We start from the raw sequence: 13,639 nt of genomic DNA, 5'->3' as shown, positions 1-13,639 counted from the left end.
CCGCCATACAGCAGCGCCGCCGTGGTGAACGGCCCGATGCCGGCCCCGAAGCCCTGCACCAGCGGCGTGCTCAGGCCGAACAGGGCGGCAGCCAGCAGCGCGAGCAGTCCGCCGCGCAGCGCGGGTGAGGCCAGTTCGCGCTGCATGGCTTACTGCCCGGTGAAGTTGGCGGCAATGAAGTTGCCCGGCAGGCTGTAGAACATGTACAGCGTCTGCTTGCTGGCATCGGCCACTGCCGGGTTCTTGAAGGTCAGCTTCCACTCCTTTCCCTTCTTGCCGTCGATGGCCTCAACCTTCTCGGGCTTGATGGCAGTCCACGATGCATCGAGCTTGCCACCTTTGACCAGCGTCTGCTTGCGCTGTTCGGCGCAGCCGGTCACGACCGACTCGGCGGCGGGCTTGGAGCCATGGAAGTGGCACGCGCCGCCCTCGTTGGCGTAGGCGGCAGGCACGCAGGCAGCGGCGGACAGGACGATGGTGGCGACGAGAGACTTGTTCATGGTGCGGTCCTTGAAGGAAGAGATGGGAGAGGAGAAGGAAACGGGTTCAGTTGAGCGTGTTGCGGCTGTCATCCTGGGTGTTCTCGATGTTCATGTCGTCGTGCACGTGGCGGTGCTCTTCGACGGGGAAACGGAAGCTGTCCGGGGCCGTGTCGTGCTGGTAGCCATGCAGCTGCGTGAACAGCAGGTAGACGCCGGCATAGACCAGCGCCAGGTTGGCCGCGTAACTGAAGCGCTTGAACGAGGGCCGGTGCCGCCAAGCAGCCAGCAGCGCCACCATGGCGGTCAGTGCCGCAATCTGGCCCAGCTCGACACCGACGTTAAAGCTCAGGATGCGCCCGAGCATTGCCGCCGGGTCATCGCCCAGCGGCAGTTGCTGCAGTCGCGTGGACAGGCCAAACCCATGCAACAACCCGAAGATGAACACGGCGCCCAGCAAGTTCGGCGACTTCATGTCGAAGACGCGCTGGAAGCCGCCGTTGTTGTCGAAGCCCTTGTAGATGACGCTCGCGGCGATGATGGCGTCGACCAGGTAGTAGTTCCAGGTGATTTTGAAGTAGGTCGCGAACACCAGCGTGATGCAGTGGCCGACGGTGAAGACGGTCACGAACTTGGCCACGTCCTTGAACGTGGTCAGGAAGAACACCACGCCGAACAGGAACAGCAGATGGTCGTAGCCCGTCAGCATGTGGCTCGCGCCCAGGCCGACGTACTGCAGGTATCCGCCATCGAGCATGCGCTGTCGGTCCTCCTCGGAGATGCCGTGGGCGAGGCCCACGAGCGGGATGAAGCCAAGCAGCAGCAATGCCACCAGGCGGTTGGAAATGGTTTGGGTCATGGAGCAAGAGCCCTCTGTGTATTGCAACAGCCCAACCCGCGCGGTGCGACGGCAGGGTTGGTCGCGGAACAATGTTCCGAGCGCGGCGCGCCTTCAGGGGCATGCCGAGCGGACAGATAGGGGGCGCTGGTGGACCACCAGCACGGCCACGGCCTAGCGCGGCCGTGGCAAAGGCCTGTTAGGCCTGTTGTGCGCTGCGCTGTGGAGGCCGCAGGGGGCCTTCGAGATAGACAGGCGCATGCCCGACGCCTGCGCTTGGCACCAGGACCGATGGGATGGTGTCGCCTGCCGCAAGGCTCATCGCCGGGGCCAACCCAGGCAGCTGCGCCGCCTGGTTGGCATGCTGGTGAGGTGGTTCGCCGCTGTCGTCCTCAATGTGCAGTGTCTGGTCGGCGTGGTGGTGGTGGTCCACTTCCTGAGCGTGCACGACCATGTGCGCGATGACCTCAGCTTGGTGGTCAAGATGGGCCGGGGTTAGCCACGCCAGTGCCTGCCAGACCATGGCAATCAGCAGGACGAGGGCTCGGCGTTTGGCGGTCACAGAAGAATTGTAGAGGTGGCACGAATCGCTGCGGACGCGTGACCACACGACCGCATGCCTTGCGGTTCCAAGTCAAGGCGAGTTCGCCGGACGGCTACGTACGTCGCTCCAAGATACAAGCTGTACAGGGAGCTTGTCGATGGTCCAACGGTATTGGCTACGACGAAGAGTAAGAGTGGATCCAACGGAGTCACTTCCCACAGGCGCAGCCATCTAGGCCTGTTTGACTGACAGCATGGCTGCTAACGATAGGCTTGGCATGAATGATCCACTCGGGCCCTGTCGCCAAGTTCGTGAATCTTTAGGCCAGGCCTCTTCTCACCTCTTTTGCCAAGTCGAAAATCGTTGCTATCAGCGGAGCGTTCTGTCGTTCGCGACGACAGATGAAGTCGACGTGGGTGGCCATTGCTGTATCCAGAATCTTCAGCTTCACAAGACGCGGATCTGGAACATAGGCTGTCTCGGCAACGACGCCTAGTCCTATTCCTTGTGCGACTGCCTCGCGGACAGCCTCCCGGCTTCCCATCTCCAGCGCAACCTGGATGTTGATATTGCGGGCAATTAGCTCGCTCTCGAAGACTCTTCTTGTCGTTGAACCTTCCTCACGTATGACGAAGCGCTGGCTCTGAAGGTCCTTGAGCACTATCTCACCGCACCGGGCTAGGGCGTGCTCTCGGTTCGCAAAGACCACCAGGCGCTGTGACCTGTATGGCATGCAATGGAGTTCGGGGTGCTCGGCGTGATTGAGGACCACGCCGACATCACCCTGGTAGTCGAGGAGCTTTTCCGTGATTGAGCGGGAGTCGCCTACACGGACAGAGACCTCGACCTGGGGATGGCGGCTCCCGAAGGCCTTCAGAACAGGGACTACGTTGTACGGGCCGATCGCGTGAATCACAAGACGCCCGACGAATCGGTTTTTGGCTGCTGCCAAAAGGGCGTGCGCATCTTCCTCGCCGCTGAATGCCCGCCGCGTGTAGTCCAGCAGAGTCCTGCCAAAGGTAGTCAGCTCAAGCCGGCGGCCTTGACGAAGAAAAAGCTCCACGCCGTACTCATTCTCCAGGCGCTGAATATGCGCTGAGATGGTGGGCTGCTGTAGATCAAGCAGCTTCGCAGCAGCAGTCATGCTTCCGGCCCTTGCCGTCGCATCAAAGGCTTTCAAAGCCGCAAGTAGCGTGAGTCCAGACATAGGTGTTATCTATAGATACCCCTATTTTTCGGGGTGCAAGTTTCATATTGATGACACGTTCCACGAACAAACTGCACGCATGCCTAGCCGTATCGAACTTCTTTCTGCGGCAAATGTGCGTCATAAGCGCTCTCGCGCTGCTCGCAGGCAGAAACTTGCAAAGGTAACAACATGAAGTTGGAGAAGGACCGAGACGTTCTGAGTCTCAAGGGAGTTTCCGTCCGCTACGTTGACTCGACCGTGGCCTTGCACCCGACGAGTCTGGATGTGAAGCAGGGAGAGTTTTTGGTGCTTCTGGGCGCCTCGGGCGCAGGGAAGTCCACCTTGTTACGAAGCATCAATGGACTGGTGCTGCCCACAAAAGGCGAGGTATCGATACCTGGCCTGGCAGGTGGGGTAGTCAACGCAAAGACGCTGAGAGAGCACCGCAAGCGCTGTGGGATGGTTTTCCAGCAGCATCATCTGATTGGACGTCAGTCGGTCCTCAGGAATGTTCTGATGGGAAAGCTCGGTGACAGGGGTGCATTCGCTTCGCTATGGCCGTGGAGCAAGAAGGACAAGCTGGAGGCGCTCACAGTGATTGAGCGTGTCGGGCTGCTCGAAAAGGCGCTCTCCCGGGCTGATGCCTTGTCTGGGGGGCAGCAGCAGCGCGTAGGCATAGCTAGGGCGCTAATACAGAAGCCACGAATCCTGCTGGCCGATGAGCCTGTTGCCAGCCTGGACCCGGCAACCGCACATAGCGTGCTCACCTTGTTGCATGAGATCTGCAAAAAGGACCACCTCACCGCAATCGTGAGTCTTCACCAGGTGGAGCTCGCGCGCTCGTTTGCAGACCGAATCATTGGGCTCCGCCAGGGAGCTGTTGTATTCGAGGGTAGGGCAGAGCAGCTGAGTCCTGATGTTGCGCGGAACCTCTATGCAAAGCAGTCCAACGCTTCCAACACGAGTGCGTCCACTGATAGCCCCCGAACTCTTCAATCCAGTCAAACCAAGGAGCTCTTGCCATGCTGAATCGCCGTAACTTCTCTCTTGTTGTCAGCGCAGCTTCTTTTGCTGCACTCCTTCCTCTGTGGGCTCATGCGCAGGGAAAGGATCCATCAAAGCTTCGTGTCGCCCTTCTTCCAGATGAGAACGCTGCCAGCATCATCCAGAACGCGCAGCCTCTTAAGCGCTATCTTGAACAGCAGCTCAAGAAGGATGTTGAGATTGTGGTGACTACCGATTACTCCTCGATGATCGAGGCAATGCGGTTCGGTCGGATTGAGGTAGCGTACTTTGGACCGTTTTCGTACGTTTTGGCCAAATCTAAGGCGTCCGGGATTGAGCCCTTTGCGGTGGGCGTTGAACGTGGGTCGCCCACATACCAGTCGGTCCTCATCGCAACGGCCGGAGGGCCGGTGAAAACGCTTGAAGACGTGCGCGGCAAGCCCTTCGGATTTGGCGACCAGGCGTCCACATCAAGCCACCTTGCACCACGTGCACACCTGCTCAAGAAGTACAAGCTTGATGGTGAGAAGGACTATCGGCCAGTTCACCTTGGGGCACATGACGCGGTCGCACGTGCGGTGCAGTCGGGTCAGATTCCAGCCGGGGCTCTGTCCAAGCCGATTCTGGACAACCTCATCGCTCGAGGAAGCATTGATGCCACGAAGATTGTTCAGCTTGACCTTTCTGCTCCCATTCCAAACTATCCGGTCGTCATGCAGGGGGACCTCAAGCCTGAGCTCAAAGCTGCCATCCGCTCTGCCTTTCTGGACATGAAGGATGCTGAGGTGCTCAAGGCGTTTCGTGTCCAGGCGTTTGCCGCCACTGATGACGCTGCATATGACGTCCTTAGGGATACCGCAACCATCCTGAAGCTTGATTTGGGCCGTATGCAATGACCTCGGCTGCATTCGAGAACATCATCAGTCGCGACAAGCGGGAGCAGTTCATTGGACTGCGCAATACAGCGTTCGTCCTTCTGGTTTGCCTTGTAGCCCTGTACGTCACGGGGTTCTTCGATGCACAGCGGTTCATCGAAGGCGCCCCGGCTGTCAAGCAGCTCTCATCTGAGATGGTCCCTCCCAACTTCGACCGCTGGGAGCACTGGGTCATCCCGCTGAGGGACACCTTGGCGATGTCGATTGCCGGCACAGCACTGACTATCGTGCTTTCACTTCCGCTGGCGCTCCTGGCGGCTCCAAACACCACCCCCAATCCTTTGGTGGGAAGAGTGGCCAGAGTCATCCTGGCGGCATTCCGGTCCGTGCCAGAAATCATTCTTGGCATTCTGTTCGTGGCAGCCGTAGGGTTTGGTGCTCTACCTGGGGTGCTCGCACTAGCGTTGCATTCCACGGGAATGGTCGCAAAGTTTTACGCGGAAGCCATTGAGCACGTGGATCCGAAGCCACTTGAAGCAGCTGCTGCGGTAGGCGCAAGCCGCTTTCAGGTCATCTCGCATGCCGTTATCCCCCAAGTCCTTCCACAGTTGGCAGACATAACCATCTATCGCTGGGAGTACCACTTCAGGGCCTCCGCAGTACTTGGCATTGTCGGTGCAGGTGGCATCGGCTTCGAGTTGATGGCAGCACTTCGCCTTGTCAAGTATGACGAGGTCTCAGCCATCCTTCTGTCGATTCTTGCCTGTGTCCTCGTGGTTGACAGCATTGGATCGATGCTGCGAAAGCGTCTCAAGTAAATCGAAAAATGAATCATCGGAAAATCGTCGTAACGCAGCCAGTTCATGAAGAGGTTCTAAGGAAGCTCCAGGCTGAGGGTGAGGTCATCATGAATCCAGGGCCTGACCCCTGGAGCCCCAGCCAGCTCAGGGAGTACCTCGTGGATGCTGATGCCATGATGGCCTTCATGACAGACAGTGTGACCAAAGAGTCGCTGCTGAACGCTCCCAGGCTCAAGACCATCTCCTGTGCACTCAAGGGGTACGACAACTTCGACCTGAGGGCTTGCGCACAAGCCGGGGTGAGCGTCACCTTTGTTCCTGACCTCCTCACAGAGCCCACAGCCGAGCTGGCCATCGGATTGGCTATTGCTGCTGGCAGGAACGTGCTTCAGGGTGACGCCGCTACAAGAGCAGGCTACTCTGGGTGGAGGCCAGCTCTATACGGAACCGGGCTTCATGGGTCGGTGGCCAGCGTGATCGGTCTCGGAAAAGTTGGGCAGGCCATATTGGCGCGACTCGCGGGCTTTGGCTGCGCGCGGCTGCTTGGTGTAGACCCAAGTGTGCGTCTAGATCAGGTCGAACTGGTCACGCTTGATGAGGCTGTCAGCACATCGGACTATGTGTTCCTGGCAGTGCCTCTTGTTAGCGATACGCGCCACCTGGTTGACTCCAGGATGCTTCAACTATCGAAAAAGGGCCAGATCCTTGTAAACGTGGGTAGGGGGTCTGTGGTCGACGAAAGGGCGGTTGTCGATGCCTTGGCGAATGAGCAACTTGGCGCGTACGCCGCTGACGTCTATGAGATGGAAGATTGGCTACTTCCAGACAGACCTCGCGAAATTCATCCGGGATTGACCAACAACGCCAGAACAGTACTCACTCCCCACATCGGCTCGGCTGTGAGACGCGTACGGTTCGAAATTGAAATGCGGGCTGCTGAGAACCTAGTCCGCTCACTCAGGGGCGAGAGTTTGAGTGATGTTGCTGTCGAGGCCAGCGCGGCAGCATAGGTATGGTTGCTCGGCGGTTTGCACGCCAGCTGAAATGGGCGCGGCTTCAGAGCCTATGTCCTATGGCTGGGTGCAACCTGCCCGTGTGATGCCATCCTGCTCGCCAAGGGGAAATGACTTGAGTCATCATCGAAGTGGTTTAGCGATGATGTTCTCTGCACGGCGCAGCTCATGGGGTAAGCCCAAATGGGCGCATGGCAAACACCAGATACTTCGAGGGGTCAGGCTACAACACTGATCGTTCTTGGCCTCTGATAGTGGTTTCAACCCAGGACGTTTCAGCTGAGGTCATTACATTCGGCTCGTAGTAGAGGTGACGCTGCTTTGCGAGTTCTTGGACTGCACGGCTGAACCCTAGGTCTAATACAACCGCACTGCGCAGAGTGTTGAGATGCACCGCCGAAAGTGTCTCCCTCGCCCCTTTAGGGTCTGCCTTAGAGTTCACGCAGACGACGAGGTGCGTTGTCGCCGATAGACTGCTTTGATGCATCTCAATGAATCTAGGCTGTTGATTTCCACGCAGAACTGACCCGCCGGGGATGCGGACAAAAACTTGGACTACCAGGGGAGGTAGTTCATGTACTCATACGCAGACAGGATTCGTGCAGTTGCGCTTTACATCAAGCTTGGCTTGCGTGTCAGAGCCACGATTCGCCAGTTGGGGTACCCAACCAAGAACGCATTGAAAGGCTGGTATCAGCACTACCTGAAGCATCAGGATTTGCCAGCAAGCCAAGCTCCAAGAGCACCAAAATATTCGCTGCAGCAAAGGCAGGTGGCTATTGCTCATTACCTCGCCCATGATCGCTGTATTGCTGCAACGATGAGGGCTTTGGGTTATCCGGGTCGAGGAACGTTGACTGCGTGGGTTCGGCAAGACTGCCCTGACACCTGCAAATCGAGAGTAGGCAGATCTTGGCCGGCTACAAAGCCTGATGCCTTGATGTGTGAGGGCGTGGTGCAGCTGTGTGCCCGTCGATCAAGTGCACAGCAGATTGCGGACAAGTTAGGGGTGTGTAGGGGGACCTTGTACAACTGGAAAAATCAGTTGCTTGGCCCTTGTGCCCCAGCCTCAATGAAACACAGTCCAAAGCGATCGCCAGTGTTGGATGAAGCAGCACTCAGGCGCCAAGTTGAATCATTGCGCCAGGATGTTCGGCGGCTGAAGATAGAACGTGAGCTTCTCAAGCAGGCCCATGAAATCTTAAAAAATGGGGCTGACATTGATCTGCATAGGCTGGCAAACAAAGATAAGGCTGTGCTGGTTGAAGCGTTGCACGGGCAGTATGAATTGCCAGAACTGCTTTCTCTTGTTGGCCTTGCTAGAAGCTCGTATTTTTACCATCGTGCTCGGCTGAAGCTGGCTGACAAATACGTTGATTTACGCCGAAGCATCACAGAGATCTTCGACAACAACTACCGTTGCTATGGATATCGCAGGGTGCAGGCATCTCTGCTCAAGGAGTGCACGGGCATCTCAGAGAAGGTGGTTCGTCGGCTGATGAAGCAGGAGGGGTTGATCGTGGCCAAGCCCAAACGCCGCAGATATAACTCCTACCTTGGAGAGATAGGTGCCGCCCCGCAAAACCTCATCAATCGAGACTTCCGTGCCGCTGCGCCCAATGAGAAGTGGCTCACCGACGTTACTTAACTCCAGATTCCTGCTGGCAAGGTTTACCTGTCGCCAGTCATTGATTGCTTTGACGGGCTGGTGGTGAGCTGGTCGATTGGGACTCATCCCAACGCACATCTCGTCAACACAATGCTGGATGCGGCCATTGATGCTGTTCAAGGCAGCGAGAGCCGCCCTGTGATTCATTCTGATCGTGGAGCTCACTACCGCTGGCCAGGCTGGCTCTCGAGGGTCCATGATGCAAAGTTGACTCGCTCGATGTCTCGCAAAGGGTGCTCACCAGACAACGCTGCGTGCGAAGGCTTTTTTGGAAGGCTAAAGATGGAGCTGTTCTATCCCAACAACTGGCAATCAACAACGATTGAGCAGTTCATTGAAGCTGTCGATGCGTACATTCGTTGGTACAACGAAAAACGTATCAAGGTATCTCTGGGACGTTTAAGTCCTGTGGAATACCGGCACAAACTTGGCCTAGCCGCATAAAACCAGTCCAAGTTTTTATCCGCACCCCCACCGGGGGCTAGTGGGTCACTTCTGGGTGGAAATCAACACGCTGTTCAAGCCGGGGCTGAAGTTCGAACCCGTGTTCGACTACGAGCAGGTGCTGGTCGTGGCCAAAGACCACCCCCTGGCTTCTACGGCCTACGTGAAGCCCCAGCAGCTGACCCGGGAAGTGCTCATCAGTTACCCCGTGGACATCGAACGCCTGGACATCTACAGCCAGTTCCTGTTGCCGGCCGGCGTGACGCCCAAGCGCCACAAAGCCATCGAAACCACCGACATCATGGTGCAGATGGTGGCCAGCGGCCGCGGTGTCGCCGCGCTGCCGCGCTGGCTGGTCGAGGAATATGCGGCCAGGATGGACGTGGTGCCTGTGCGGCTGGGCGCGCGCGGTATTGCCAAGCAGATCTTCCTGGGCGCACGCGAGGCGGATACCGCCATTGACTACGTGCGGGCCTTCGTCGAACTGGCCCGCCAGCCTGCAACTGCCACCACCGCTATTGCCCAAGGAGCCAAGGGATGAACACCACCGTCGAACGCAAAGCGCTTGCGCTGCCCGGAGGCCACGACAAGGTGCTGCTGCATTCGTGCTGCGCGCCGTGCTCAGGCGAGGTCATGGAGGCCATGCTGGCCTCGGGCATTGACTACACCATCTTTTTCTACAACCCCAACATTCATCCGCTCAAGGAATACGAGCTGCGCAAGAACGAGAACATCCGCTTCGCGGAGCAGTTCGGCGTGCCCTTCGTCGATGCGGACTACGACCGGGACAACTGGTTCGAGCGCGCCAAGGGCATGGAGCACGAGCCCGAACGCGGCGTGCGCTGCACCATGTGCTTCGACATGCGTTTCGAGCGCACGGCGCTGTATGCGCATGAGCACGGCTTTCCGGTGATCACCAGTTCCCTGGGCATCTCGCGCTGGAAGAACATGCAGCAGATCAATGACTGCGGCGTGCGTGCGGCGGCCAAGTACTCTGGCCTGATGTACTGGGAATACAACTGGCGCAAGGGCGGCGGCTCGGCGCGCATGATCGAGATCAGCAAGCGCGAGAACTTCTACCAACAGGAATACTGCGGCTGCGTCTACTCGCTGCGCGACACGAACCGCCACCGCGTGGAAAGCGGCCGCGAGCGCATCCAGCTCGGCGTGACGTTCTACGGTGACGAACAGCCCCCCAAAGATTGACGCGCCTTGCCGGGTGAGCGATGCCGCTCCATGGCTTCCAACCGACCCGATCAGCGCTGGCGGGTCGGAACTCTCCCAACAGTCGCCAGATATGGCAAGCCCCTTGCTTCATTCCGACAAGTCCAAGCCCATCGGCAACATCACCGACGCCTATTCGTTAGAGGTCAACGCGAAGGATATCTCTGCGCTGACCGCAGCGGCGCCGCGTGTATTGCCCGGGTCAACCATTTCCATTCCCTACCTGGCGAACCAGGACAACGACGCGCGACTGGCCGCAGCGCAGGCCGTTCGCGGACTCGGCTTTGAGCCCATGCCTCACCTCGCTGCACGCCGTATCGCCTCGTTCGCAAAACTGGAGTCGTTCATCCAGCGCGCGGTCGCGGAAGCCGGCGTCAAGCGTTGCTTCGTGATCGCTGGAGATCCGTCCACCCCGCTGGGGCCGTTTGCCGACAGCTCCTCACTGATCGAATCAGGCGTGTTCGAGCGCTCGGGCATTCAGATGGTCGGCGTGGGTGGCCATCCCGAGGGCCATCCGGTCATGAGCACATCTGATCGTTGGAAAGTGCTCGAACACAAGTGTCGCTGCATCGAAGGGCGCGGCATGGCGCCCTTGATCGTCACGCAATTTGCCTTCGATGCCGACATCGTGCTGGCCTGGCTGGAAGCCCTGCGCGGGCGTGGCGTCGAACATCCCGTACGCGTGGGCGTGCCGGGCCCTGCAGGCGTGGCGGTGCTGGCGCGCTATGCCGCCTTGTGTGGCGTTAGCGCATGCGCGTCGATGTTGTCCAAGTACGGCATCTCGATCAGCAAGCTGTTCGGCATAGCAGGCCCGGATCTCTTTGTGGATCGTCTGACCACCCGCCTGACCGAAGCACATGGAAAGGTGAGCCTGCATTTCTTTCCATTCGGAGGCATCGCTCAGTCCGTGAAGTGGGTAGAGCAGTACTGCTCGCGTGCCGAGCCTGAACAACCCATCGACACGGCTCCCATGTGATTACTGCGCCTCCAGCAGTCGCTTGCACTGGCATGCCCCATAGAAGCAGACCTCGTTGGGGCGAACGCTTCGAGAGCATCCTACCGCCCGCCTCAGCCTTCGCGTTGCGCAAGCGCCCCATGGGCGCGATCCCATTGGCACAGGACACACGCGGCCAACATCACCGGACGCAGGCGCAAATGCCACATCGAAATGGATCGCCCGCATCATCGGCTTCGACGGTGCGAGCTATCGATTGGCAGATTGGGGGGGCAAACACGATAAACGCCCTTCTCGAACTGCCTTCTGTAGGAAGATGGTGATAGACCGAAACTTTGATGATGCGACTTTGCTCGCTGAGACATCCTTACGTTTGCCACTGCAAAGCGCCTATGTGGCACCTAGCTCGCAAATCAGCAAGGATACGTAGCGACCAAAATATGGACTAACCTGTTATTCCATAAGACCTTTTACGGAACTGTCCGTCTACATCAAAGACTTGACAGCGGACATTTTTCATGCCCGGCTGCAGCGCAGCGGACAGCCATGAAAAGCCGGCGGTGCTATTCTTGGCTCCCGCCCTGGAGAACCCGATGAACGCGCCCACCTCCCCCCACATTCTGGCTGCTGCGCAGCGCCCCATCCCCGATGCCTTCATGGCAGCGCTCAGTGCCCGTTTTGGCAGCCAGTGCGTCACCTCGCAGGCCGTGCGCGAGCAGCATGGCCGCGACGAAGGCTCCATCACCGCGCCGCCTCCGGCCGCCGTGGTCTATGCCCAGTCGAGCCAGGATGTGCAGGATGCCGTGGCGCTGTGCCACCAGCACGAGGTGCCCGTCATTGCCTATGGCGCCGGCTCCTCGCTCGAAGGCCATCTGCTGGCCGTGCAAGGCGGCATCAGCATCGATGTGAGCCGCATGAACCAGGTGCTGTCCATCGACACCGAGGACCTGACCATCACCGTGCAGCCGGGCATCACCCGCAAGCAGCTCAACGAGGCGATCAAGGACACGGGCTTTTTCTTCCCGATCGACCCGGGCGCTGACGCCTCCATCGGCGGCATGGCATCGACCCGCGCCAGCGGCACCAATGCCGTGCGCTACGGCACCATGCGCGAGAACGTGCTGGCGCTGGAGGTGGTGACCGCCAGCGGCCAGGTGATCCGCACCGGCAACCGCGCCAAGAAAAGCGCGGCCGGCTACGACCTGACGCGGCTGATGGTGGGCAGCGAAGGCACCTTGGGCATCTTTACCGAAATCAGCCTGCGCATCTACCCGCTGCCCGAAGCGGTGAGTGCCGCGATCTGCTCGTTCCCGACCATTGAAGCGGCCGTGCGCACCGTCATCGAGACCATCCAGATGGGTATCCCGATTGCGCGCGTGGAGCTCATCGATGTGAATGCGGTGCGCATGGTCAATGCCTACAGCAAGCTCGATCTGCGCGAAGAACCGATGCTGCTGATGGAGTTCCATGGCTCGCCCACCGGCGTCAAGGAACAGGCTGAGATGGTGCAGGACCTGGCGCGCGAGCATGGTGGCAATGCCTTTGAATGGGCCGAGCGCCCGGAAGACCGCACGCGCCTCTTTACCGCCCGCCACAATGCCTACTTTGCGGCCGTCTCCAGCGTGCCGGGCTGCCGCTGCATCACCACCGATACCTGCGTGCCCATCAGCCGCCTGGCCGATGCGCTGCTGCAGTGCGTGACCGAGGCCGATGCCAGCGGCATCCCCTACTTTCTGGTGGGCCACGTGGGTGACGGCAACTTCCATTTTGGCTACCTGATCGACCCGGACAACGATGCCCAGCGCGCGCAGGCCGAGCAGCTCAACCACCAGCTGGTGCAGCGCGCCATTGCGCTGGGTGGCACCTGCACCGGCGAGCACGGCATTGGCGTGCACAAGCAGGGCTTTTTGCTGGAAGAGGCCGGCGAAGGCGCCGTCGCCATGATGCGCGCCATCAAGCAGGCGCTGGACCCCAAGAACATCCTCAACCCAGGCAAGATCTTCCAGCTGGGCTGATCGCCACCATCCCCTTAGCCAAAGGCCCGCGCAACCAAGCGGTTGCGCGGGCCTTTTTACGCCTTGTGGCGGGTTTTCTGCGGGAGCCCAGGGGGTACAGCCTCTTGCTCAGGCAGGCACCACAGCGGCCTTTTCCTTTTGCTTGCGCGCGGCCACTCCGGCGCCGACAAAGCCGGCCGACACCACGCTCAGCACCATGCCCACGGCTGCGCCAAAGAACACACCGGCGTTCATGTGGTGGTCCAGCATGTAGCCAAACACCGGGGCGGCCAGGCAAAAGCCCAGGTCCAGGCCCGAGTAGACGGTGCCATAGACCCGGCCGGTGGCGCCCGGCGGCGCGGCGCGCTTGACCAGCATGTCGCGCGAGGGGCCGGCCAGGCCGGTGCCGATACCGGCGAGCGCCGCCACACCCAGCGCCACATAGCCGGGCAGCCAGCCGGTGCCCACCAGCGCCAGCAGCACGCCGGAGAACAGCAGGCAGGCAGAGATGACTTTCTCCAGCCGCTCCACCCGGCCCACCAGAAAGCCGCCCAGCACCATGCCGGCGGCGCCAAACAGCATATAGCCGGTGACCACATAGGCGGTGATG

Annotated in this window: 12 protein-coding genes and 3 pseudogenes; 9 read left to right on the top strand and 6 right to left on the bottom strand. The window is 59.6% G+C overall.

Annotation, left to right across the window (positions count from 1 at the left end; translation table 11 throughout):
- The 5 genes and pseudogenes from H928_RS33560 to H928_RS0117500 form a co-directional block, all read right to left on the bottom strand.
- Positions 1–146: pseudogene (locus H928_RS33560) on the bottom strand (EamA/RhaT family transporter); the annotation flags it as partial.
- Between the two features lie 3 nt (positions 147–149).
- On the bottom strand, positions 150–500 hold the full coding sequence (locus tag H928_RS0117515) for a DUF6488 family protein (RefSeq protein WP_021027658.1): 351 nt from the start codon (positions 498–500) through the stop codon (positions 150–152).
- Between the two features lie 46 nt (positions 501–546).
- Positions 547–1,338, bottom strand: a complete 792-nt coding sequence (locus H928_RS0117510) for a HupE/UreJ family protein (RefSeq protein WP_021027657.1) — start codon at positions 1,336–1,338, stop codon at positions 547–549.
- A 178-nt stretch (positions 1,339–1,516) separates the two neighbouring features.
- Complete coding sequence (locus tag H928_RS0117505) at positions 1,517–1,879, bottom strand: hypothetical protein (protein ID WP_021027656.1); 363 nt, start codon at positions 1,877–1,879, stop codon at positions 1,517–1,519.
- A gap of 301 nt (positions 1,880–2,180) precedes the next feature.
- Positions 2,181–3,068 carry a LysR substrate-binding domain-containing protein gene (locus tag H928_RS0117500; protein WP_027011074.1) on the bottom strand — a complete coding sequence of 296 codons (888 nt, stop codon included), beginning with the start codon at positions 3,066–3,068 and terminating at the stop codon, positions 2,181–2,183.
- Between the two features lie 171 nt (positions 3,069–3,239).
- Between H928_RS0117500 and phnC the strand changes: the two genes are divergently transcribed.
- The 9 genes and pseudogenes from phnC (at position 3,240) to H928_RS0117455 (ending at position 13,050) form a co-directional block, all read left to right on the top strand.
- Positions 3,240–4,079, top strand: coding sequence for a phosphonate ABC transporter ATP-binding protein (phnC, locus tag H928_RS0117495; protein WP_003056095.1), 840 nt, complete (start codon positions 3,240–3,242; stop codon positions 4,077–4,079).
- Positions 4,073–4,951 carry a phosphate/phosphite/phosphonate ABC transporter substrate-binding protein gene (gene phnD / locus H928_RS0117490; RefSeq protein WP_003056094.1) on the top strand — a complete coding sequence of 293 codons (879 nt, stop codon included), beginning with the start codon at positions 4,073–4,075 and terminating at the stop codon, positions 4,949–4,951. The genes phnC and phnD overlap by 7 nt, the downstream gene beginning before the upstream one ends.
- Positions 4,948–5,748 carry a phosphonate ABC transporter, permease protein PhnE gene (gene phnE / locus H928_RS0117485; RefSeq protein WP_003056093.1) on the top strand — a complete coding sequence of 267 codons (801 nt, stop codon included), beginning with the start codon at positions 4,948–4,950 and terminating at the stop codon, positions 5,746–5,748. Before phnD ends, phnE begins: the two co-directional genes overlap by 4 nt.
- Positions 5,749–5,756: 8 nt before the next feature.
- Positions 5,757–6,740 (top strand): NAD(P)-dependent oxidoreductase, encoded by a 984-nt coding sequence (locus H928_RS0117480; RefSeq protein ID WP_011517523.1) that lies wholly within the window; start codon positions 5,757–5,759, stop codon positions 6,738–6,740.
- A 577-nt stretch (positions 6,741–7,317) separates the two neighbouring features.
- Positions 7,318–8,856, top strand: a pseudogene (locus H928_RS28560) (IS3 family transposase).
- Positions 8,857–8,926: 70 nt separating this feature from the next.
- Positions 8,927–9,397, top strand: a pseudogene (locus H928_RS28555) (LysR substrate-binding domain-containing protein); the annotation flags it as partial.
- Positions 9,394–10,062, top strand: a complete 669-nt coding sequence (locus tag H928_RS0117465) for an epoxyqueuosine reductase QueH (protein WP_003056085.1) — start codon at positions 9,394–9,396, stop codon at positions 10,060–10,062. The pseudogene H928_RS28555 and the gene H928_RS0117465, both read left to right, overlap by 4 nt.
- 91 nt (positions 10,063–10,153) lie before the next feature.
- Positions 10,154–11,056, top strand: a complete 903-nt coding sequence (locus H928_RS0117460) for a methylenetetrahydrofolate reductase (RefSeq protein WP_003056080.1) — start codon at positions 10,154–10,156, stop codon at positions 11,054–11,056.
- A 572-nt stretch (positions 11,057–11,628) separates the two neighbouring features.
- Positions 11,629–13,050 carry an FAD-binding oxidoreductase gene (locus tag H928_RS0117455; RefSeq protein ID WP_027011072.1) on the top strand — a complete coding sequence of 474 codons (1,422 nt, stop codon included), beginning with the start codon at positions 11,629–11,631 and terminating at the stop codon, positions 13,048–13,050.
- 108 nt (positions 13,051–13,158) lie between these two features.
- Here the strand turns inward: H928_RS0117455 and H928_RS33555 are convergent.
- Positions 13,159–13,639 (bottom strand): MFS transporter (locus H928_RS33555; protein WP_043340876.1); only part of this gene is annotated, 481 nt, incomplete at its 5' end.

Source organism: Comamonas sp. B-9, from assembly GCF_000410635.1.
Classification (GTDB): Bacteria; Pseudomonadota; Gammaproteobacteria; order Burkholderiales; family Burkholderiaceae_C; genus Comamonas.
The sequence above is the reverse complement of the archived record's forward strand: the minus strand, read 5'-3'. Positions and strand labels throughout refer to the sequence as shown.

What these genes read in the sequence shown, in the direction of transcription:
- H928_RS0117460 (WP_003056080.1), top strand. Translation starts at nt 10,154, where the DNA reads ATGGCAAGCCCCTTGCTTCATTCCGACAAGTCCAAGCCCATCGGCAAC.
- H928_RS0117510 (WP_021027657.1), bottom strand. Translation starts at nt 1,338, where the DNA reads ATGACCCAAACCATTTCCAACCGCCTGGTGGCATTGCTGCTGCTTGGC.
- H928_RS0117465 (WP_003056085.1), top strand. Translation starts at nt 9,394, where the DNA reads ATGAACACCACCGTCGAACGCAAAGCGCTTGCGCTGCCCGGAGGCCAC.
- H928_RS0117480 (WP_011517523.1), top strand. Translation starts at nt 5,757, where the DNA reads ATGAATCATCGGAAAATCGTCGTAACGCAGCCAGTTCATGAAGAGGTT.
- H928_RS0117455 (WP_027011072.1), top strand. Translation starts at nt 11,629, where the DNA reads ATGAACGCGCCCACCTCCCCCCACATTCTGGCTGCTGCGCAGCGCCCC.
- phnE (WP_003056093.1), top strand. Translation starts at nt 4,948, where the DNA reads ATGACCTCGGCTGCATTCGAGAACATCATCAGTCGCGACAAGCGGGAG.
- phnC (WP_003056095.1), top strand. Translation starts at nt 3,240, where the DNA reads ATGAAGTTGGAGAAGGACCGAGACGTTCTGAGTCTCAAGGGAGTTTCC.
- H928_RS0117500 (WP_027011074.1), bottom strand. Translation starts at nt 3,068, where the DNA reads ATGTCTGGACTCACGCTACTTGCGGCTTTGAAAGCCTTTGATGCGACG.
- phnD (WP_003056094.1), top strand. Translation starts at nt 4,073, where the DNA reads ATGCTGAATCGCCGTAACTTCTCTCTTGTTGTCAGCGCAGCTTCTTTT.
- H928_RS0117515 (WP_021027658.1), bottom strand. Translation starts at nt 500, where the DNA reads ATGAACAAGTCTCTCGTCGCCACCATCGTCCTGTCCGCCGCTGCCTGC.